Here is a 19,780-nt window from a genome sequence, read left to right on the forward strand (position 1 = left end):
TTTAGTTTCCCATCCATAAAACTATGACAAGTATTCAAAATAAACCTATTAGATTCCTGGCTTCGTTTGCCTGTTCTCTGTCGCTGTTTTCACTGGCTCTTTTCGGGCAGGATAAAGCACCGACACACGCGCATGTGTCTTATGGCCCCGAGGACAGGCAATGGCTAAATCTCTACCTGCCAGATGGCAATGACCCTGCCCCGGTATTTATTTACGCTCACCACAATGGCTCTACGGCTGATGACGTCAAAAAGGCTTGGGCTAATCCCACGCTAGCCGGCGGCACTGCGATCGTTAGCTGGGAATCCATTGCACAAATGAAATCACCCGAACATTTCTACACCTGCGCTGCGGATGCAGAAGTGATGTTTGATTGGGTTAAGGACAACGCCGATACCTACAACCTGGATATCAACCACATCATCATTGGCGGTCAGTCGCGGGGCAGTATTGTGAGCTGGCAATTAGCCCACAGCCAGAAACCGGGCATTGTCGGCATTTACATGGGGCAGGCTCTGCCAGGAAGAAGCCTCACCGAGCAGGTATTGGAGCTCATTACAGCAGACGCTCCCCCCATCTTCCTAGCCTATCGCAAAGAACCCGGAGTGGTGGGAGATATCCATGACCCTGCACACGGTCTGAAGGTATTGGAAAGATATAAGAAACTCGGCATTGGCGAACGAGCTGAGCTAGTGCATAGCCTTAATGACACTGGTAATAATCAGGTCATCCAATTTCTTCCTGAATTTGTAGCTTCGGTGACAACTGATAAATCCCAGGAATGAACCAGCTGTTTAAACATTTTCCTTACTACCTCCTTTTGATGGGGATCTTCCTTTGCTCAACCGGTGTGTATGCCGTTCCAGCCGATGAGATTGACTGGGGATGGTCCATTCCGCCGACGTTTCCCAACGAAGCCTATGGCCCGAGAATCGATGTTGATCCTGAGCTTACCGGGGATAATCATTTGTTCGATGTCTGGGCGCCGGACGGGGAGGGTCTGTACCCCGTTGTGATCTATTCCCATGGAGGGGGATTCGGATCTGGGGACAAGATCAAGGCAATCGGTAGTATGCCGAAACTGGCAGAAGATAAGGTCGTTTTTATCAGTATTAATTATACCTTAAAACAGGGTCCCCAAATTGCGATCCAGGATGGTATAGACGCTGTCGATTATATAAAAGCGAACCACGAAAAGTATAAAATCGATCCTGAGAAACTATTTCTGAGCGGGAATTCCGCAGGCGGTATCATGATGAACCACATCATATACGATCGTAAGACGCCAGGCGTCTTAGGCGCATGGCATAGCGCGTATTACAAAACTCAGTTTGCTGATCTGAGTGTAGACAACCTCAGAGCGGTAGGTATTCCGATTGCGATAAAAATGGGCAAACTGTATCCCGAAGACCCTGGCCATAGCCCACTTGCTGCCGTCAAGCTTTTGGAAAAAAACGTGGCCGCCGGAAATTCTGGACTGTGGATAGGCGTTCCTGACGGTAAGGTTGAACAGGTATGGTTGGATGGAAAATGGATTAAAAACGTGAGTGACGGCATTGATACCGGAGAGAGTTATCCGGATATGGCAGAATGGATCCACCTCACCGTTTCAAACGCCAGCAAAAGTACTGGGGAAAAATAATTACGAGAGAGTGTGTTAAGAGCATTTGTATCGATTTTTGGAAGCCACTAAAAGCGAGGATACAAAGAAGCACTCTGTTGTTCGCTCTACTGGCACACAAAAATCGACTGTTATTCCACCATCAAAGTGGAATATTATTCTAACCTATCGTTTTGGACGCTTTTCAAACTCAGCGTAAAGAGGTGTACCTGATCCACCACTACCTGGTGGAATGGCGGCGTTGTGCTCAGGGATCCAACGACTAAGGTCCTCCATAAGGGGGCGGTGCTCCGGATTACCAGAAAGGTTGACGCGTTCGTGTGGGTCCTTGCGGTGATCATACAATTCTTCGGAGCCATCATCGTAGCGGATGTAGCGCCAGTGTTCAGAACGGATGCTATGGTTGTTGGGACCAAAGGTGGTAATAGCCGGACGTCCCCAGAAAGCGTTGGGTCTCGTGAGTAACGGCCTCAGACTAACACCATCCAAATGCTTCTTGGAAGGCAGTGAACAGAGATCTACTAGAGTGGGAAAGATGTCGATGAGTCCTACCGGCTTCGTTAGCGCTTGACCAGCGAGCAGCTCTGGTCCCGCGATCATCATGGGTACCCGAGTCGATTCCTCCCAAAGCGTTCGCTTGGCCCAATGCATTTTTTCGCCTAAATGGAATCCGTGATCGCTCCAAAGAACAATAAGGGTGTTGTCTCCTGCACCACTTTGCTCGAGACCTTCCAATACGGTTCCAACGCAATGATCGACATAGGAAATACAGGCTAAGTACGATTGCACGAGTGGTTTCCATTCATTGGCTCCCACCACCCAGTCGTGTTTGGGTGCCACATGCCCCCAGGTCAGCTCTTTGGCATAATCAGAAAGCTGGTCGCGATCCGTGGCCAGTACCTCCGGCATTTCAAGTGTTTCCTGAGGGTAAAGGTCAAACCATTTTTGTGGCACATACAACGGGACGTGTGGATTTGAAAATCCGATGGCCATGAAGAAGGGTTGATCTTCCTCCGCCAACTCTTTCAAGCGATTGGCCCCCCACAGTGCGGTTTGGAAATCCTGGGTATCTTCATCTCTGTCAAAATAGGGGCCCCAGTCCCAAGCGCGACTTTGGTCGAATGATGCCAGGCGTTTTTTGGGTCGAGGTAAGGGCAAGCTGGCTTGCACAATTTCGTCGAAGGAATCTTTTTCTTCTACAAGGGACTTTCCATGAAAAATCTTACCGCGCGTTGTCAGGTAATAGCCCTGGCGTTTAAAATACTGAAAAATCGTTTCCGCATCGGCATTTTCGGAGGCACCTCTCAATCCAGGTTGCAGAAAGTAGATGCCGGTATTCGAAGGGAGCAGTCCTGAAATCATGCTGGCCCGTGCCGGATTGCAAATAGGAGCTTGGCAATGGGCATTCAGGAAGGTGGTTCCACGTTCGGCCAACCGGTCCATGTTCGGAGTTTTTGCCTGAGGATGCCCACCGTAAACACCTACCCAGTCGTTCAAATCATCAATAGCGATGAATAGAACATTCAGGGGCTTTTCCTGAGCTGAGTTTATCGAACCAGGCAAGGAGGACTGAAGGTATAAAGGGGAAGTCAGAAGGATAAGTATGTAGGCAAAGCGTTTCATTAAACAGCAAACCGTACGAGTGAACCCTAAGGGATACAATTCAAACTTTGGTCTTGTTGAGAATCATCCTGTCTCGCACTCCTGTAACCCAGCTGATTGACGGTTTGAAATTGATTAAGCTAATTTACCTAACGACACTATACATTAAGAATTGAACTATACCTCCCATGCATCAATACATGCTTCGCCTTCTTCTTCTGGTCGTAATTATCCCTGCAGCCTTCGCCGAACGACCGAACATTCTATTTCTTTTCAGCGATGATCACGCCTGGCAATCGATTGGTGCCTACGACGGCCTGCTAAAGGATGTGGCACATACGCCACACATCGACCAGTTGGCAGAGGAGGGGATGTTGTTCAGAAAATGTTACGTGGCCAACGCACTCTGTGGTCCGAGTAGAGCGGCCATCCTGACTGGCAAGTATGGTCACAAGAATGGGATTACCTGGAATCGAAAAGGAACCTTCGACGGTTCTCAGCAAACCTTCCCAAAGATCATGAGGGCCAACGGTTATCAAACAGCACTCATTGGAAAGTGGCATTTGAAGTCGACTCCGACCGGCTTTGATTACTGGGAGGTGATGCGGGGGCAAGGTCGGTATTACAATCCCTTACTGCTTACAGGGGATATCGGTGGCCAAAATGACGAGCGAACTGTAACGGGCTACAATTCGGATATCGTCGGTGACCTGAGTATCGAGTGGCTGAAACATGGCCGGAGCAAAAGTAAACCTTTTGTACTGATGTCTCAATTCAAAGCGACCCATCATGGTTGGTGCCCAGGTCCGGAAGAATATGATCTTTATGATGGTATCGAGATTCCTGAGCCGTCCACTTTGTTTGATGACTTTTCTTATCGGGGAACGGCCATACGCGATCAGACGTTAACGCTGTATGAGGATTTGAGGGAAAGCCTTCTCATCGGCGACCCTGGCGAGCTAGGGCAACTGAACCCCGATCAACGTGTTGCCTGGGACGCCTACCGATCCAAGTTTACTACACCGTATAAAGCCATGAATCTTGACTGGAATGACCCTAGTAAAGAGCTGTCCCGGTTTAAGTACCAGGCACTCTTAAAAAACTTCCTGGCTGCTGGAGCCGGCATAGACAAAAATGTGGGCCGTATCCGCGCCTTTCTGAAAGAAAACGACCTGGCTGATAATACGATCGTCATCTACATGGCCGACCATGGCTACTTTTTAGGCGAGCACGGCTTTTTCGATAAACGCTTCATGTATGAGGAATCGATACGAACCGCTTTCATCGTTCATTGGCCAGGTATGGTGGAAGAAGGCGTTGTTAATGATGACGATATCGTATCCAACATTGATATCGCAGAAACGTTTCTGGATATTGCCGGAATTGAAATACCTGAGGATATGCAAGGCAGGAGTTTGGTCCCCGTGCTTCAGGGGAACACCCCCGAGGATTGGAGAAAATCTTTTCTTTATCAGTATTTTGAAATGGCCAATCATCACGTGTATCCACATTTCGGAGTCACCGATGGTGCCCACAAATTAATCTATTATCATGGCCAAAACGAGTGGGAGTATTTTGATCTGGAATCAGATCCTCAGGAACTGGTCAGTCAATACTATGTGCTAGAACATCAGGACACCATCCAGGCGCTCAAGAAAGAGCTGGTCCGTCTTCGTAAATACTACGAATCCAACGATCCTTCAGGACCTGATCTGAACAAAAAAGGCGTGTGGCCTTGGGAGAAGCGCTTGAAGCCGCTTTGATCCAGATCTCTATCCAACTCGTTCTATTCCTTAGGTAGAATATCGACGACGAGTGCCCGCGTTTCTTCCTCGTAGGGGTTGTGCCACCAATGCGTGTCGCCATCCTGTTCGAAGGCTACGCTGCCTGGACGATGGTGAATGGCCTTTTTGCCGCGGTATTCGACTGCGACTCCGGAGAGGATTAGGGCAAGTCCCGGACGGTCGTCGTGTTGATGAACGGCGACCTTGCCGCCGGGTTCGATGGTGATCAGACGAACGCGCGCCTGCTTGCCTTCGAGTTCCCGAACGGTTTTCAGGTCGACGGCGCCAATGAGCTCGGCGCTGATGTTGATGCTCTCGCTCGGACCCTCGTGGGCTAAGGCAGCATCGAGTTTCGTTTCAGCTTCTGGCACCACCGACTTTTGATGTTCGTGCGCATCAGCGTGTGCACGCGAGAGAATAAGCAGGGCTGCCGAGGAAAGGACGAGGGTAGTGAAGATGGATAGTTTCATGGAAGTCTTTGGTCGTTTTTGGAAATGAATAAAAAATAGCATATGACCTGAGGTCTTAACTTTTTACAACACCTTCCGTCTTCTGAGCCTCTTTCCCTATAGCACTTGCAAATCATTGGACCTGCGCGTTGTATTCGTAATCTCGTTGTTAAATCAGAAACCCAGTATTCCTGCCTAATTGAGTATGATCAAAAACCTACTATTACCTCTAGTCACCCTGGTTATGATTTCAGGTTGCGCGACACTGTCCGAAAAACCGGATCCTTTCGTGGGAGTATGGGAGATTCAATTTTCACAGTCTCCAGGAGGCAATCCAAACGCCACTCTGATGATTAAAAAGAAAGAAGGTGTCTACTCGGGTACTCTCTCCAATCCAACCGGCGAATACAAATTGAACGAATTGTCAATCGAAGCGAATGGTGTCTTAAGTGCTGGTATTAATTACCGGGGCTATTCTGTTGAATTGAGCGCCACCATGGATGGGAACTCAATTGCCGGACAAAACGATGTCCAAGGCAGGACTTTCGAATTCACAGGTGAGAAAGTGGAGTAGTATTTCTCTTACCTGAAAAAAAGTTATATAGTATTTTAAAGAATGAATCCAAAGCGTCATCCCTTTTCAATTGATACCCCTTGAGATGTCCCTACACTCGGTAGACTCTGTTTAAGATTCCTAAGCGATTGGTTTGTAGTAATCTTTCCAGCCTTCTCGGGGCTCTGGTCCGTCGAGGATTGCTTGGGCTCGGGCGTTCCCTCGAACGCGCTTCTTTTTGCGATCGAAGTCAAAGCTCTCATTCAAATACTGACAAGTAACTCCGAGATGCAGCAACTGAGTGAGTTCTCCGGAAATGCTAAAGGGTGAAGTGGTTTTCCCATTACCCAGGCAAGCCTGCACGAAATTCTCCTGGTGGCTCTGAGTCACTCTCGGCTGCTTCACGTACTCTGCGTATTCTTTCATGGTCACTCTTGGCAGCAGGTGTGACGGCTTCGCGTGACTGGCACGGTAAATGGCGAACTTGCCATCCTTGCGGTGGAGCAAGGTGGAGCCTGTTTCATCCAAGTTTGGATGCTGGCTCGATCCGTCTTCGCTCTTGTCCCAGTATTGTTCGTCCACGACTGGTTTGGCTCCGTAGCCGTCGGTCCAATCAAGGTCGACTGCCGGTAGGTTTTTCCCACGCTTCGGAAACTTCATGGATAGTTTGGAGAGTCGTGGAAAGATGATCTGATTGTGGTCTAGCATCTCCAGTTTCTCGACTCGATTAGGCAGGCCAAGTTTCAGGTAGTCGTGGACGAAATCAAGAATGTGGGCGCCCCAGTCTCCAAAGATTCCGCATCCGTATAGATAGAAAGCGCGCCAGGTCTGTGGATGGTATAAGTTGTTGAACGGTTTCATCTCAGACGGTCCACACCAGAGATCCCAATTCAAGGTTGAAGGGATTGCCTCTGCAGTGGGGTACTTCTCTATCCTCTGGTCCTTTTCATAGAACCAGATGCCTGGATGTTTGAAAGGTTTGAAGAACGCTTCGATCTTGTTGATGTCCTTGATCGCTCCGCCCTTTACGAGCTGCTGAAACTGGCTAGCTCCACCAGAGGTGTGTCCCTGGTTACCCATCTGGGTAACGAGCTTGTATTTCTTTTCGGCCTGTATCAACAATTCGGATTCACGGAATGTATGTGTGAGCGGCTTTTCTACGTAAACATGCTTTCCGCGACGCATGGCCTCTAGCGCGATTACAAAGTGCGTATGATCCGGTGTAACGACACTGACGGCGTCAATATCATCCCCCATGGTATCCAGCATCACACGAAAATCGTCAAAGCGTTGAACATCAGGGAAAGCGGCCAGCGTTTTCGCCGCGCGTTCGGAATTGTAGTAGTCGACGTCAGCAAATGCCACGGGTATGGCGTTCCCTTCCTTGCACAAACTTGTAATCACCGCGTTCCCGCGATTGCCTACTCCGACACAGCCTAGATTGAGCCGCTGGCTGGGTGGCACATTGCCTTCTGAATCTTTCTTACCCAAAGCCAGATAAGATGGCAAAACGGTAAAACTAAATGCGGATGCCGCTGATTTTCCAAGGAACTTGCGGCGCGAAACTTTGGAGCTTTTTTGCATGTGATGATGCTTACGGTTAGAGTGGTCATTGCTTTTGACAACACCTTTTTGCTTCTGAACCGTTTTACCAGTCGATCTGCATGCTCTGTATCAGGCAGGGTGTCTGCCACACCAGTCGTTAGTCTCCCTGTTCCCGTTTTGAGAAGAACGGATTTCGGTGCCATCGGTCTTGTATACAAATTCTAAATACCTGGGGTATCCACGTGGCAAAAGATCAATTTAATAAAGGCCATGAGTTCCTCCTGGCTTTATTCGTTTCATCATCTTTGATTCTGCCGGTTGTTTCGATCTTGTCTGTCTCCGCGGTTGCCTCCTTGGTCACCGCCTCGGTTCCCCCGTGCTTCGCGATTACGTCCACCACCTCCACCACGTCGGATTTGGGGAGGATTGTTTGGGTCGTAGTTAGGATTCACTTCTGGGAGGTCGGCACCGATGGCTTTGAGCCGACTGAAGAGTTCGGATTCCATGGCTGCTGCCAACTCGGGCTTTAACTTGGATAGGTCTTTGCTTTCTCGAAGGTCTGCAGCGAGATTATAGAGTTGGCTATCTTCCGTTTCGTAGAAATGGAGAAGTTTGTAGTCCCCTTTAATGAGCGTGGAATGAGGGGTGTCACCCTGGTAGTGAGGAAAGTGAAAGACGAGGCCTTCGCGGGAACGGGTAACCGGTTTATTTTCGCCTGCGAGTAGATGGGTGATGCTGCCGCCTTCGATGTTCTTAGGCAGCGGCTTATTATAACCGGCCCATTCGGCAAAGGTGTTGTAGAAATCGTAACCGACAACCGCCTGGTGCGACCAGGAGTTGGATTCAATACCAGGTCCACGGATAAAGAGAGGCACACGGATGCCGCCTTCGCGCACATCTCCCTTACCACCGCTCAGTGGGTTGCGACCTCCACCGCCACCCCCAGCGCCGTTGTCAGACATGTAAACGACGTAGGTGTTGTCGGCGATACCAAGCTCGTCGACTTTCGCCATGAGGAGTCCGATGCCTTCGTCCAGGTTCTCGCCGAGAGCAGCACGTCCAATTGAGCGTGCATTCCCATTTCGCATAAGCTTGCTGTATTTCTCGACCGTATTGGGTCTGGCGTTTTCCGGGTAGTGGAGCGCGTTGCAGGAGAGTTGGATGAAAAATGGTTTTTCTGCTGCGGTGCTTTTCTCCATGAAAGCCGCCGCTCGCTTTCCCATGCCAAAGATATCGACCGGGTTGTCACCTTTGTGTGGGGCCGCGTGTTCATTTCCGGTTTCACCGTCGCTTTCATCGTAGCCGTGGACTTCTGGGCCACCTCCATTGATATGCCATTTCCCATAGTGCGCAGTAGCGTAGCCTGCTTCCTGCAGCAGCTCGCCAATGGTGAATTCATCGTTGGTAATATTGCGGATATTGGGTGGAGGAATGAGTTTAAAACCGTCCGCAGCCGTATAAGGCCGGCTGGCCTTGGTCCAGTGATTCTGACCGGGGCTTTTACCATTCTGCAGACTGAGGCGGGTCGGGGCGCATACGGAGGCTGGGGAGTAGCCTTGACTGAAGCGCATGCCCTGTTCGGCCAGCTTTAGAAGGTTCGGAGTCTGGACCACCTCGCTTTTGGAGTTAGGGATGTCCGGGTGCATTTGTACGGACGTCTCGTTCCAGCCCTGGTCGTCGGACAGCATGAAAATGATGTTGGGCTTGTCCGAGGCCAAAAGGCAGAAGGCTAAAGGATGAAGGAAGAGTAAGAGTACTGTTGAGATGATTTTTTTCATATATAGAGCAGCTTGATGAGGTGAAATTAATCGGCGCCCTAGGCGAGGTCGCCCTACCTAATTCAAATAGAGGTAGGGAGCGATTGCCGTGGATATTGAAACATTTGATCAGGGAATGGATCAACTGAAACGCAGTTATTACTTGGTGTTGCCATTGGCATTGATTCTGGCTGTCAGTGGGGCTTGGTTGATCGCTCAACGTTCACTCAGGCCTGTGAACGCATTAACACGAGCTGTAGAAGGGGTGACAGAGGTTGGGTTAGATCAGCGCATTGAAGGTTCGGGGTATGAAACGGAGTTCCAGCGTTTGATCCGGATGCATAACGAGATGATGGGGCGATTGGAAAAGGCTTTTTATCAGGCGACCCGATTCAGCGCAGATGCCTCTCACGAATTAAAAACCCCTTTGGCCAGACTGCAGGCAGAAATAGAGGCGGCGCTCAAAAATGCCCCACAGGAATCGAGTGATCAACAGGTGTATGCAAGTTTATTGGACGAAATCGAACGATTGAAAGGCATTACGGAGAAGCTGTTGCTATTATCAACTTCGGATACGGGAAAGTTAAAGCTGACCTTAGAGCCGGTTAATCTGAGTGAAATGCTCAAGAACGTGGTGGAGGATTGTGAGGCGAGAGCCGAAGACCGGGCTATAGATGCTACTATCCCAGAAGATGTATTCGTAGAAGCAGATACAGTGTTGTTGGAGCAGGCGATCCAAAACCTGGCAACCAATGCCTTCCGTTACAGTGATCGATAAAGTGAAATTACGTTTTCACTAGAGGTGAATGGTGATCAGGTTTCCATCCGTGTCCAAAATTCAGGAAAACCCATAAGTGAATCAGACCAAGATCGAATTTTTGAGCGCTTCTACCGGGTGGATGCGGCCAGAAGAAGCCGGAAAGGGGGTGTGGGATTGGGCTCAGTTTATCTCGGGAAATCGTGCGAGCACATTCTGGAGATCTGTTTCTAGAAACGTCTGATTCGACGAAGACGGTCTTCGTTGTGGAGTTACCGGCTTAGAGCAAAGAGCCGAGGGGCTGGAACGACGTAATTTTTTTAACCGCTAATATACGCTTATGTTCGCTTAATTTTAATGTCATAAACCCGATCAACTAATACTGGCCGTTTAAGCGTACAATAAGCGTGGTTGAGCGGTTTGAACTGGACCATGAATGTGTCGGGACTTGGTCCCTCGGTACCCCGTGGCTTGCCTCGGGAAGTAGCATTTTTAAGGGTATCGGGTTCATTTGTATTTCAATCTAGGCCTCTACAGATCATCGATTAAGAGTAAGATTAAGATTAAGAGTAGGATTGAGCTTACTGCTTATCGATAGGCTGATGCATTTCGATCGGCGGGCCTTCGGTTTGGCCTTTGGTCCAATCCATTAGATTGTCCAAACGAATTTGACCGTGGGAGTAGTAGAGGCCGTCCAAGCTATTGAATTGCTTTTTATAGGCAGTTGAGCGACCTGCCTTCCAATTTGGGGTGGTCGGTTGGGGAAGAACGCTTTTGAAAAGCAGGTTGGCGGTTTCTTCGCCGATAAACTGATGGCCTTTGATAGACGGATGCACGTGATCAACCAGAATGCCTGATCCTATTACCATTTCTCCGGAAAAGTTTCTGAGTAGTGGCTGCAGGTCTAGAGATGGTATGTTGTTTGACTGGCAATAATCATTCACGAAAGTCCGCATGGATGGGAGTAGGCGCAGTGGACAAATGTCTTCGTTTAAGGCTTCTATAAAATGATGTTCAGCCTTTGCGAAGTTGGCCAAAGCCAGATAACAATGTGCGAGCGAGTAATGCGCCAAAGCAAAGGAGGGGTCCAGGTCGACGGCCCACCGGAGGCATTCAGCTGCTTTTGCTACATCCGTTTGATAGAGGTTCTCGGCCTGATTTACGTAATCTTGAAATGCCATCTCCTCCTCTTCACTTAGATCTGATCGGTGCTCAGACTTGAAGGGAGGTGTGTCTTTTAGGTTCGCAGGTGGGTTGAGCACAACGAGGGGGAGATCTGCTTCTTGAATAATCGTATGAATTCTTCGAATGTTGTCCTTAAAGTGAGCAATGACTCCTTCTCTCCATTGCGGATCGCGATGGTAGGCGCTTAGGCCTCTTTTGTAATCGAGGAAGGCATCTACTTCCAATTTAAGAGTGGGTTTTTTTAGGGATTCTTTCTTGGCTTTGGCTCCGGTGGCTGATTGATACAGGCTGTCCAATGCTTGGTAACTTGCCAGGCCCCGAAGAACTTTCACTGGACCGCCAAGAGATCGTGCGAGTGGTTTGATGGCGCCATAGGTACGTGCTTCGAGGAATTCGTTTTGCCCCGCGCAAAGGATTAGCAAATCGGGTTCGTAGTTCAGGCATTCTTTGAGGATAGGAACGAGTCGATAACTGGCGTAGGAGATGCCTCCGCAATTAACGACTTCGAACTTCTTATTTGGATGAGCGAGCTCCAAGTTGATCTGTAGCCACTTGGGAAAAGCGGTTTCGATCGAGTAGGGGCGACCTTGAACGGTTGACCCCCCTAGAACAAATATCCGAAACGTATCCGAATCTTTGTGACGTGTAAATCCGTCACTCACAAAGTAGGTACTCCTCTCCGGTCGTAGCTCGTATCGGTTAGCTTTTGAGTTGAGGGCAAATAATGGTTCCACCGCGCTGAACCCTATAAATGGATCTTCTCCCAAATCCTCACCACCAAACCCCGCCAACTGGAGTCCCCCTTCAATCAAAAGCACCAACAATATTCCAAACCCCACCGCCTGCAACCGTGTAAGCCAGCGAGAGACGGACTGTGGTTTTGCGTGGGGCATTTTGAAATGGAAGAAATGTAGCAATGGTGGTAACACCATTGGATCGATCAAAGGTTAACCGAAAGAGATCACTTCTATTGTCCATGATCTCACGATCATGGCTACAAATTATTTATAGCTGTTCCTTGAACCATTGGCGTGATGATTCGCGATTTTAAGAAACGGTTCTGCGAACCGTTTCTTAAAATCACTCATGTCTTAAAGCTTCGATGGGATCCAGCTCCGCCGCCTGTGACGCCGGATAGATGCCAAACGCAATTCCGGTCAGCCCGGAAATTCCAAAGGCGAGGGCTACCGACCAGGGAGTTATGATGGTGACCATGTCGGTAGAGGCCGAAACCAAAAGAGGAACCAGTACTCCTAGCAATACACCGATCGTTCCGCCCCCAATGGAGAGAACCACGGTTTCAATCAAGAATTGAGTGACAATGTCTTTCTTCTTGGCACCGAGAGCGCGACGCACACCGATCTCGCGTGTGCGTTCGGTGACAGTAGCTAGCATAATGTTCATGATGCCAATACCTCCCACCAGCAAAGAAATGGCTGCGATGGAGCCAAGAACGATGTTGAACATGCGCTTGGTGGCTTCCGCTTCGCGAAGGAGTTGTAGAGGAACGATAAGTTCAAAATCGTTTTGATTGTGGAAACGTTTGAGCAGACCCTTTATCTGTTGCTCTGCTGCAATGACCGATTCAGTCGTCTCCATCTTTACAATGATCTGGTGCAGTTCGACTTTTTCCGCACTGAAACTACCAGCGTTGCGTCGAATGAGGGTTTCTCCAAAACGGGTCCTTGCTGTGGAAAGGGGAATATAAACGTTGTTGTCGAGTGGTTCGCCCTCCATCTCGTCTTTTTGAGGTCGTTGATCAGCCGTGCCCGTTTCGTTGATCAAACCGACTACCTGATAATAAACATCCTTTACGCGAATTGTGGATTGAAGAGGTGACTGATAAGGAAATAGCCGAGCTGCGAGGCCTGAAGTGATTATGCAGACATTGCGCTGGTGTTTTTGATCGACCATCGTAAGGAATCTTCCTGCTACCAAATCCACTTTTTGCATGGCAGTGTAAGATGGCAAGGTGCCTATGACTTGGCACGGTTCCTGATTCCGATTAAAGCGCACGTTGTCCCGAATAATTCTCATGGGTAGCACGTTGCTTACGTTTGGGATCGTAAATTGTAGGCGTGAGGCGTCATCGTAGGTGAGACCGTATTCTATGCCAAAACTTTTCCCAGAGGTATTGTTGTCATCCTGCGATTCCGGAGGCTTGACGCTGTTGATAATGATGTTGGTCGATCCGAGTCGCTTGATGCGTTCCTGAGCCTCGTGGGAAGCGCCTTCACCAATTGCCAGCATGGCAATGACCGAGCAGACTCCAAAGATCATTCCCAGCATGGTCAGTCCCGAACGCAGCTTGTGCAAAAGCAAGCTCTTAACACCGAGTTTTACGGTGTTGAGAAGTTGGTGTTGGGTTAGGTTTAGTTGGAACATTTATAACGGGGCGCGAGGCCCAGCTTCGCCGAGGCTACGATGGGCAGGCTAGGGGCGTGGGACGGATAACAATGGTTATAGAAACAACCGCGGGTTAAAACTGCTCCTGTAGCTATAAATTCAAATATCATTTTAGGTGCGTTGTCGGTATTCGTCTTTATCGACCCGTCCATCTTTCATGCGGATGACACGATCTGCACGGTAGGCAATGTCGTCGTCGTGAGTGACCATGACGATGGTTTTACCCTGGCTGTTGAGTTCGTCGATGAGTTCAAGGACCTCTTTGCCGGTTTTAGAATCGAGGTTTCCAGTTGGCTCATCGGCCAGAATCATCAGGGGGTCATTGATGAGAGACCGAGCGATAGCCACGCGTTGTTGTTGACCACCCGACAATTGGGTAGGGCGGTGATCCAGTCGGTCCTTGAGGCCGACGAGCTCAGCGAGCTCTACGCATTTATCTTCGTAGTCCTTCAAGTTCACACCTTGGTAGAGCAAGGGAACTTGGATGTTTTCAATGACCGTCAATTGAGCGATCAGATTGTAAGATTGAAAAATGAAACCAAGGCGTTTTCCGCGGATAGCTGATAGAGTATCGTCATCCATGGTAGCGACATCCTCTCCTCCGAGATAGTATTCCCCTGAGGTCGGACGGTCCAAACATCCAAGGATATTGAGCATGGTAGACTTTCCGGAACCGGAGGGGCCCATGATGGCAACGTAAGATCCTTCTTTAATCGCAACATCGACTCCTCTTAATGCCCGTACTTCAATTTCACCCACCTGAAATATTTTTATGATATTTCGGATATCGATAATGGTTTTGGGATTAGAAATCATCGGAATGGATCTTTGGATTCAGGAGAGGTCTTTATTTACACCTAAAGCTTGTAGGAGGACTAGCTGTCGCTCTTACCTCGTGTTTTTTTGTCTCCTTTGCCTGATTTCTGACGTTGTTCATTCTGAGGGCTGCGTGCCTGTTGTGTCGGTTTAGGCTCTGGTCGTTTGCTCGAGATCGAATTTTTTAGATCTATGTTTTCTTCTTCATTGAGAAGGGCACCTCCCAGATCATCTCCACTGTCGACCGGAGGGGCCAGGAGAGTACGATCTCCGGAACTGAGACCTGACTTTACTTCAATGAACTTGTTATTGAACAGTCCGATTTCGACGGGAGTGGCTTTGGGGCCACGAAGCCCTTTTACGTAGCAAACCTGTTTTCCTCCCAACGTGGTTACGCACTGTATAGGAACTTTAATTACGTCTTCCAAATTGGTGATTACGATCTCTGCTCTTGCCGATACTCCAGGTTTCACATCTGGCAATTCATCGGTGATTACGATCTCAGTCGAATACACTTTCAGGTTACTGTTTCCGTAGCGACTTTGGGCATCGGGAAGAACCGCAATTTTGGTGACTTCTCCTCGGAAGCGATCGTCCGGAAGCGAATCAAGAACGATAAAGGCTGTCTGGCCAACTCTTACCTGATTTACATAGGATTCGTGTACTTTAATTTCCACCTTCATCTGTGAAGTATCAGGAATTTTTACGATGGCTTGGCGTTGACGAATGGTGGCTCCTTCCTCGATCATGGATTCATTGCTATAACGACTTGAGCTCATGGCGTATACGAGGAGTCCGTCTTGCGGCGCATATCGTTTGGTAGCCGCCATTTGTGCCTGCAGTTTGGCCAATTTGACCCGGCCTAGCTCGAGTTGGCGTTTATCAATTTCAAGTTGAGATTCGGCCTGTCTGACTCTGCTGTCGCCCTGTGTCTTAACCCTTACGAGTTCCTGCTCCGCTTCCTCAAGATCCGCTCTGTATTCCGCTTCGAGTTTTTCCAGGTCATATTGGTTAAGCATCTCCTTCACGGTCTGGGCTTGTTCCAGGCCCATCTGTTGATTGATTACTGAGAGTTGATCCCGGTCGAGATTGCTTTTGGTCTCAAAACCCTCCTCTTGCAGTCTTTTCGACCACTCAAGCCTTTCCTCCGCCAGTTTTAAAGATTCCTGAGATGTGATGATTTCGATATCTGCATTACGAACCTCCTGAGCTTTTTCGATTTTCTCAAATTTTTCCAAATCCATTTTGGCGAACTGTACCGCCAACTCGGCTTGACGTATATCACTGTCTCTTGAGCTTTTCGTTATGACCAGGTCGGTTTCTGATCGGACGAAATCAGCATTGTCATCCTCAAAGCGAATTAACTGAGCGTTGAGAGCATTTTCTACGTCCGCGATATCCAACTCCACAATGAGGTCGCCTTTCTTTACGTAACTTCCCTCGGGCACGATGTAGATAATACGCGAATTGCCATCGACCTCGTTGCGCACCGTTACTTCGTTGACCGCTTGAAGAGTCCCGCCTTCCGTAACGGAAACCAGGAAGTCGCCTTTAGTTACCTTATAGTATGAATATGCATCTTCTCCATCACTTCCGCCACCCAAAACCGAAAATAGAAGAACTACCAGCACCAGGCCAATGACGGTCGAAAGGATGGGTCGCTTTTTGGCAAAGGGGATAATGAAATTTAGCGCTTGTTGAGACCTCGCTTTAACTTGGTTGGCAGGTCTTTCCTGGGTTTCGTTTCTATTCATCTTATTGCGTGAATAATTCGTCTGGGGTCATAACTTCTCCGTCATCAGAAATGGTAGAGGACGAACTACCAGATCCTATTCCTGGAGTGAGGTTGAAGGTGCTGGCTTGATTGAGCCAAAATTGATTCGTACCCGTGTTTAGGATACCTAGTTGAAGTAGGAGATCTAAGCGGGATTCGAGGTAATCGACCAACGCTGCCGTCTGGGCATTTTGAGCAGCGATAAGGTCATCTTGCGCTTCTTCGAGGTCCCTGTAAATGGCATTTCCTGATTCAATGGAAAGTTGTGCTCCCGATACTTGTTTCTCTGCCAGAGACACGGCGTTGGTTTGAATCTCGTAGTTTTGGGAAAGGCGCTCGAGCTCGCGGATGCCTTCGTCCACCGTCGAACGTAATTCGTCCAGTGTTAGACCCAAGCTGCGCAGCTCGGACTCGAACGCGATGAGGGATGCCCGATAGAGGTTACGCTCCCGCAAGCGATCGAGGGGAAGATCCAGTTGTAAACCCACCGATCGGCGGATGTTATCAAAATCAAAATCGGTATAGTCGGTCACTCCCTCGCTGTCGATGGAGGCATTGGCAAATATTCCGATCTGGGTTTTCAGTCCGTTGGAAGCGACACGCACATTCCGCTGAGCGTCTTCATACTGGTCGATGGCGTTGAGGAGAGGAAGTCGGTGATCAACAGCCAGCTGGAATCCGTAGCTCGAGTTTAAGTCTAGAAGGACTAGGCCGCGCTCCTGGAGAGTTTCCATTTCGGCATCGACTAAGTGTAAATCGACCGTCTGAGGCAGGCCGAGGGTGATTTTAAAATCATCCAGCAGATTCTTATAGCTCACCACGGCGTTGATGTAGCGGTTGCGTGCGGAGAGTTCGGCCTGTTCTGCCTGATTCACATCGAGCGCTTTTTCCCGGTCTATTGAACGCGCCCTGAGGTAGCGAGTCGCTACGATACGCGATTGGTAGTTGTTGTACTCGTTGTAAATGGTATCTTTGCGCTGAAGGAGGCGAAAGTAGTCGAGCACGATACTGGTGGCAAATTCGTTTTGGAAATGGCTGAAATTGCGGATAGCGTAGATGACGTTGCGTTCCGCTTGTATGAGTCTTGCCGCAGCCACTTCTTTACCTGCGCCTCTTAGCAGGGGTTGGAATACGCTGAAGCTGAGGGTAGAAGCCGCTGTTTTACGAGGATCTCCCGTAAGAAACCTCAGAACGTCTGTGGCCATAGAGACACTGATATCGGCTCCCGTTGAAAGCATCTGACCAACGCCTACATTCGTATTTGCTCCTTCGGTTTTTTCCCCGTCGGGGAAATGGGTGCGATTGCCGGTGCCCCGTGCAAAAAACTGGGGACTGAAGGCATGTTGCTCTCCGGTCAGAGTCAGTGCGGTGAGGTAGAGCTGCTCTTTTTGTGATTGGTATCGTCGGTTCTGCTTAATCGCGAGATCAATGGCTTCTTCGATTGCGATGGTCTTACGAGTGCTCTGATTCCGTTCGGCAAAAATGTCATCCGGAGTAATCTCATCGGGGTCCACGCCTGTATAGGGTGTCTCGATGGAAAACTCTGAGGTACTACCAAAAATTTGTTCCTCTACTTGGGCGACGATTTGGTAGACGTCGCTGTCGGCAGCATTGCGGTAGGCAGTCGTCGAACATCCAACCAGGAGGAGTAAAAAAGGGTAGCCGGCTACTCCTAGGAGTAGCCGGCTAGTTCTCAGGGCAGAACGCATATGCATTAAATTCCTGTAGTTCTAGAGGTAGAAACAAACAGCTCAGCCAGGATCCCTGCGCCGTTGGAATTTATATATCTTTCTTTAGGGATTCTAGTGACCACTCTGTAAAATTGATTAGGATAAGGATGAGATGATTGGAATTAGTTGGAGGCGACTTCTGCGTGTTTGGTAAGCAAGCGGTCCGCTTCTCTTCTAACATCTTTGTTTTTATCAGTCGTAGCTACTTGCTGGAGCCAATCAATGAGTTCCGGATCTGGGAGGAATCCAGACAGTGCATCGACTGCCTCTTTTCTGACTCTGGCATTGGGGCTTGAGGAGGAAGCTTCCAGAATTGCCTGGGCGAATTCAGGAGTATCTACACCATCAAGGATGTTAAAAATCTCGGCTTGGAGGTTGAAGTCACTGGTTTTGTAATACTCCTCCACCATTTTGCGGGCTACATCGTCGGAGCGTTTGTCGCAGGTCTGGAGGATTCTTAGGGCAACCAGTTTCCACTTGGTATTCACTTTATCATCAAAAATCATCCCGTGAGCGCGCTCGATATGCTGCGTGGTGGGATTCATGAGCCCACGTACTGTCATGGTCCAACGCATGCTTTCAACCAGGTGATTGATGCGATCCTGATCGGTGTCTAACAGAGTGGTGAGTTCCGTTTGTGTAGGAGTGCTCACCGTACCGTCGCTAGCGACCAGATCCGTCTCGTAAACCCTTCCTTTTAAATGGGCTATTTCCCGCTCCAATTCAACAATGCGCTCTTCAGCCGTTGTTTGGGAGGTGTCCTGCTTGGACCAGTCCACTGAAATTGACAACGTCGCGATGGAGACGACCATCGCGACGATTGCAATTAGGGTAGATACTGATGTTTTCACAGAGTGTCGGTTTTTCTTAGAGTGTTGATATTCTAACAGGGCTCACCTTACCGTGGCCTTACCAGAATGGGAAATAATGGAGAAATTGGCCCCCAGGCTGGACTTTTGGGGCAGTCTCGGGCATGGATTTGGCGAAAAGGGCATCGGAAAATATATGAAATTACTCCTGGTTGAAGACATGATTTACCTACGCGATTCGATTGCAACCGGTCTCCGTAAAGGTGGCTATGCTGTGGATGTGGCCAGTGACGGTGAGGAGGGCCTTTGGATGGCGGAATCGGGGGACTACGATGTCTTGATTCTGGATATTATGCTTCCCAAACTGGATGGTCTGGCACTGCTCGAGCGCTTTCGCGAAAGGGGTGGCGAATCGCTTGCTCTGATGCTGACAGCCAAAGATACGCTCAAGGACAAAGTGGCTGGTCTGAAAACGGGAGCCGATGATTACTTGGTAAAGCCGTTTGCCATGGAAGAGTTGGAGGCACGGGTAGAGGCGCTTTGTCGGCGAAGGTATGGAGTTTTGAAGACTGTGATAGAGTCGGAGAATTTATGCGTCGATCTGGCCATGAAAGAAGCGAGGCAAGGGGATCAAGTAATGCCTTTTAAACCGCGCGAGTACCGAATACTTGAATACCTGGCCATGCGTCGCGGAGAAGTCGTTTCTCGTATGGAAATTGAAGCGAAAATTTATGGCGACACGGATGAGGTTCGGAGTAACACCATCGAGTCGGCTATCTCATCCATACGCCGGAAATTATCAGAATCGGGAACGCACTGTCCCATTGAGACACGAGTGGGGCTGGGGTATATCTTTGTTGAATAGCTTATCTTCAAAGTTTCAAACGCCTTTGAAAGTGCAGGATATAAGTAGTTTAGAAATAGTTAGTTATGAAGAATAGGATTGAATATGTAAATTCCACCAAGAATCTCTGTCTAAGATGCACTTTCAA

Annotated in this window: 17 protein-coding genes; 7 read left to right on the forward strand and 10 right to left on the reverse strand. The window is 49.0% G+C overall.

Annotation, left to right across the window (positions count from 1 at the left end; genetic code table 11):
- Positions 1 to 23 precede the first annotated feature (23 nt).
- Positions 24 to 785, forward strand: a complete 762-nt coding sequence (locus GA003_05115) for a hypothetical protein (protein QXD29353.1) — start codon at positions 24 to 26, stop codon at positions 783 to 785.
- Entirely contained in the window at positions 782 to 1,642 is an 861-nt protein-coding gene (locus tag GA003_05120) for an alpha/beta hydrolase (protein ID QXD29354.1), read from the forward strand. The genes GA003_05115 and GA003_05120 overlap by 4 nt, the downstream gene beginning before the upstream one ends.
- Before the next feature lie 144 nt (positions 1,643 to 1,786).
- On the opposite strand, the gene GA003_05125 is transcribed toward GA003_05120, so the two are convergent.
- Positions 1,787 to 3,244, reverse strand: coding sequence for a sulfatase (locus tag GA003_05125; protein ID QXD29355.1), 1,458 nt, complete (start codon positions 3,242 to 3,244; stop codon positions 1,787 to 1,789).
- 179 nt (positions 3,245 to 3,423) lie between these two features.
- On the opposite strand from GA003_05125, the gene GA003_05130 reads away from it, so the two are divergent.
- On the forward strand, positions 3,424 to 4,986 hold the full coding sequence (locus GA003_05130) for a sulfatase (GenBank protein QXD29356.1): 1,563 nt from the start codon (positions 3,424 to 3,426) through the stop codon (positions 4,984 to 4,986).
- Between the two features lie 23 nt (positions 4,987 to 5,009).
- On the opposite strand, the gene GA003_05135 is transcribed toward GA003_05130, so the two are convergent.
- Positions 5,010 to 5,519: a cupin domain-containing protein gene (locus tag GA003_05135; protein QXD29357.1), complete on the reverse strand. Its 510-nt coding sequence runs from the start codon at positions 5,517 to 5,519 to the stop codon at positions 5,010 to 5,012.
- Positions 5,520 to 5,661: 142 nt separating this feature from the next.
- Between GA003_05135 and GA003_05140 the strand changes: the two genes are divergently transcribed.
- Positions 5,662 to 6,030, forward strand: a complete 369-nt coding sequence (locus GA003_05140) for a hypothetical protein (protein QXD29358.1) — start codon at positions 5,662 to 5,664, stop codon at positions 6,028 to 6,030.
- A gap of 120 nt (positions 6,031 to 6,150) precedes the next feature.
- Here GA003_05140 and GA003_05145 read toward each other — a convergent pair whose 3' ends face one another.
- Positions 6,151 to 7,593: a Gfo/Idh/MocA family oxidoreductase gene (locus GA003_05145; protein QXD29359.1), complete on the reverse strand. Its 1,443-nt coding sequence runs from the start codon at positions 7,591 to 7,593 to the stop codon at positions 6,151 to 6,153.
- Positions 7,594 to 7,853: 260 nt separating this feature from the next.
- The gene (locus GA003_05150; protein ID QXD29360.1) at positions 7,854 to 9,332 is read right to left on the reverse strand and encodes a sulfatase; all 1,479 of its coding nucleotides are present in this window, start codon (positions 9,330 to 9,332) and stop codon (positions 7,854 to 7,856) included.
- Positions 9,333 to 9,420: 88 nt separating this feature from the next.
- Here GA003_05150 and GA003_05155 point away from each other — a divergent pair, with 88 nt between their 5' ends.
- Together GA003_05155 and GA003_05160 are read left to right on the forward strand one after the other, a co-directional pair.
- Positions 9,421 to 10,089, forward strand: coding sequence for a HAMP domain-containing histidine kinase (locus GA003_05155; protein QXD29361.1), 669 nt, complete (start codon positions 9,421 to 9,423; stop codon positions 10,087 to 10,089).
- A 24-nt stretch (positions 10,090 to 10,113) separates the two neighbouring features.
- Entirely contained in the window at positions 10,114 to 10,302 is a 189-nt protein-coding gene (locus tag GA003_05160) for a cell wall metabolism sensor histidine kinase WalK (protein ID QXD29362.1), read from the forward strand.
- A 347-nt stretch (positions 10,303 to 10,649) separates the two neighbouring features.
- Here the strand turns inward: GA003_05160 and GA003_05165 are convergent, their stop codons facing one another.
- The 6 genes from GA003_05165 to GA003_05190 all read right to left on the reverse strand — a co-directional run bounded on the left by GA003_05165 (position 10,650) and on the right by GA003_05190 (position 18,830).
- The gene (locus GA003_05165) at positions 10,650 to 12,146 is read right to left on the reverse strand and encodes an SGNH/GDSL hydrolase family protein (protein ID QXD29363.1); all 1,497 of its coding nucleotides are present in this window, start codon (positions 12,144 to 12,146) and stop codon (positions 10,650 to 10,652) included.
- Between the two features lie 187 nt (positions 12,147 to 12,333).
- Positions 12,334 to 13,638 (reverse strand): ABC transporter permease, encoded by a 1,305-nt coding sequence (locus tag GA003_05170; protein ID QXD29364.1) that lies wholly within the window; start codon positions 13,636 to 13,638, stop codon positions 12,334 to 12,336.
- Positions 13,639 to 13,770: 132 nt separating this feature from the next.
- Entirely contained in the window at positions 13,771 to 14,475 is a 705-nt protein-coding gene (locus tag GA003_05175; protein ID QXD29365.1) for an ABC transporter ATP-binding protein, read from the reverse strand.
- Positions 14,476 to 14,534: 59 nt separating this feature from the next.
- On the reverse strand, positions 14,535 to 16,229 hold the full coding sequence (locus GA003_05180; GenBank protein QXD29366.1) for an efflux RND transporter periplasmic adaptor subunit: 1,695 nt from the start codon (positions 16,227 to 16,229) through the stop codon (positions 14,535 to 14,537).
- Position 16,230: 1 nt separating this feature from the next.
- A complete protein-coding gene (locus GA003_05185; GenBank protein QXD29367.1) occupies positions 16,231 to 17,958 on the reverse strand; it encodes a TolC family protein in 1,728 nt (575 codons plus the stop codon).
- A 143-nt stretch (positions 17,959 to 18,101) separates the two neighbouring features.
- Positions 18,102 to 18,830: a HEAT repeat domain-containing protein gene (locus GA003_05190; protein QXD29368.1), complete on the reverse strand. Its 729-nt coding sequence runs from the start codon at positions 18,828 to 18,830 to the stop codon at positions 18,102 to 18,104.
- 154 nt (positions 18,831 to 18,984) lie between these two features.
- Here GA003_05190 and GA003_05195 point away from each other — a divergent pair, with 154 nt between their 5' ends.
- Entirely contained in the window at positions 18,985 to 19,653 is a 669-nt protein-coding gene (locus tag GA003_05195; protein ID QXD30348.1) for a response regulator transcription factor, read from the forward strand.
- Positions 19,654 to 19,780 lie beyond the last annotated feature (127 nt).

The sequence above is a fragment of the Opitutia bacterium ISCC 52 genome (assembly GCA_014529675.2).
Lineage (GTDB): Bacteria > Verrucomicrobiota > Verrucomicrobiia > Opitutales > UBA2995 > UBA2995.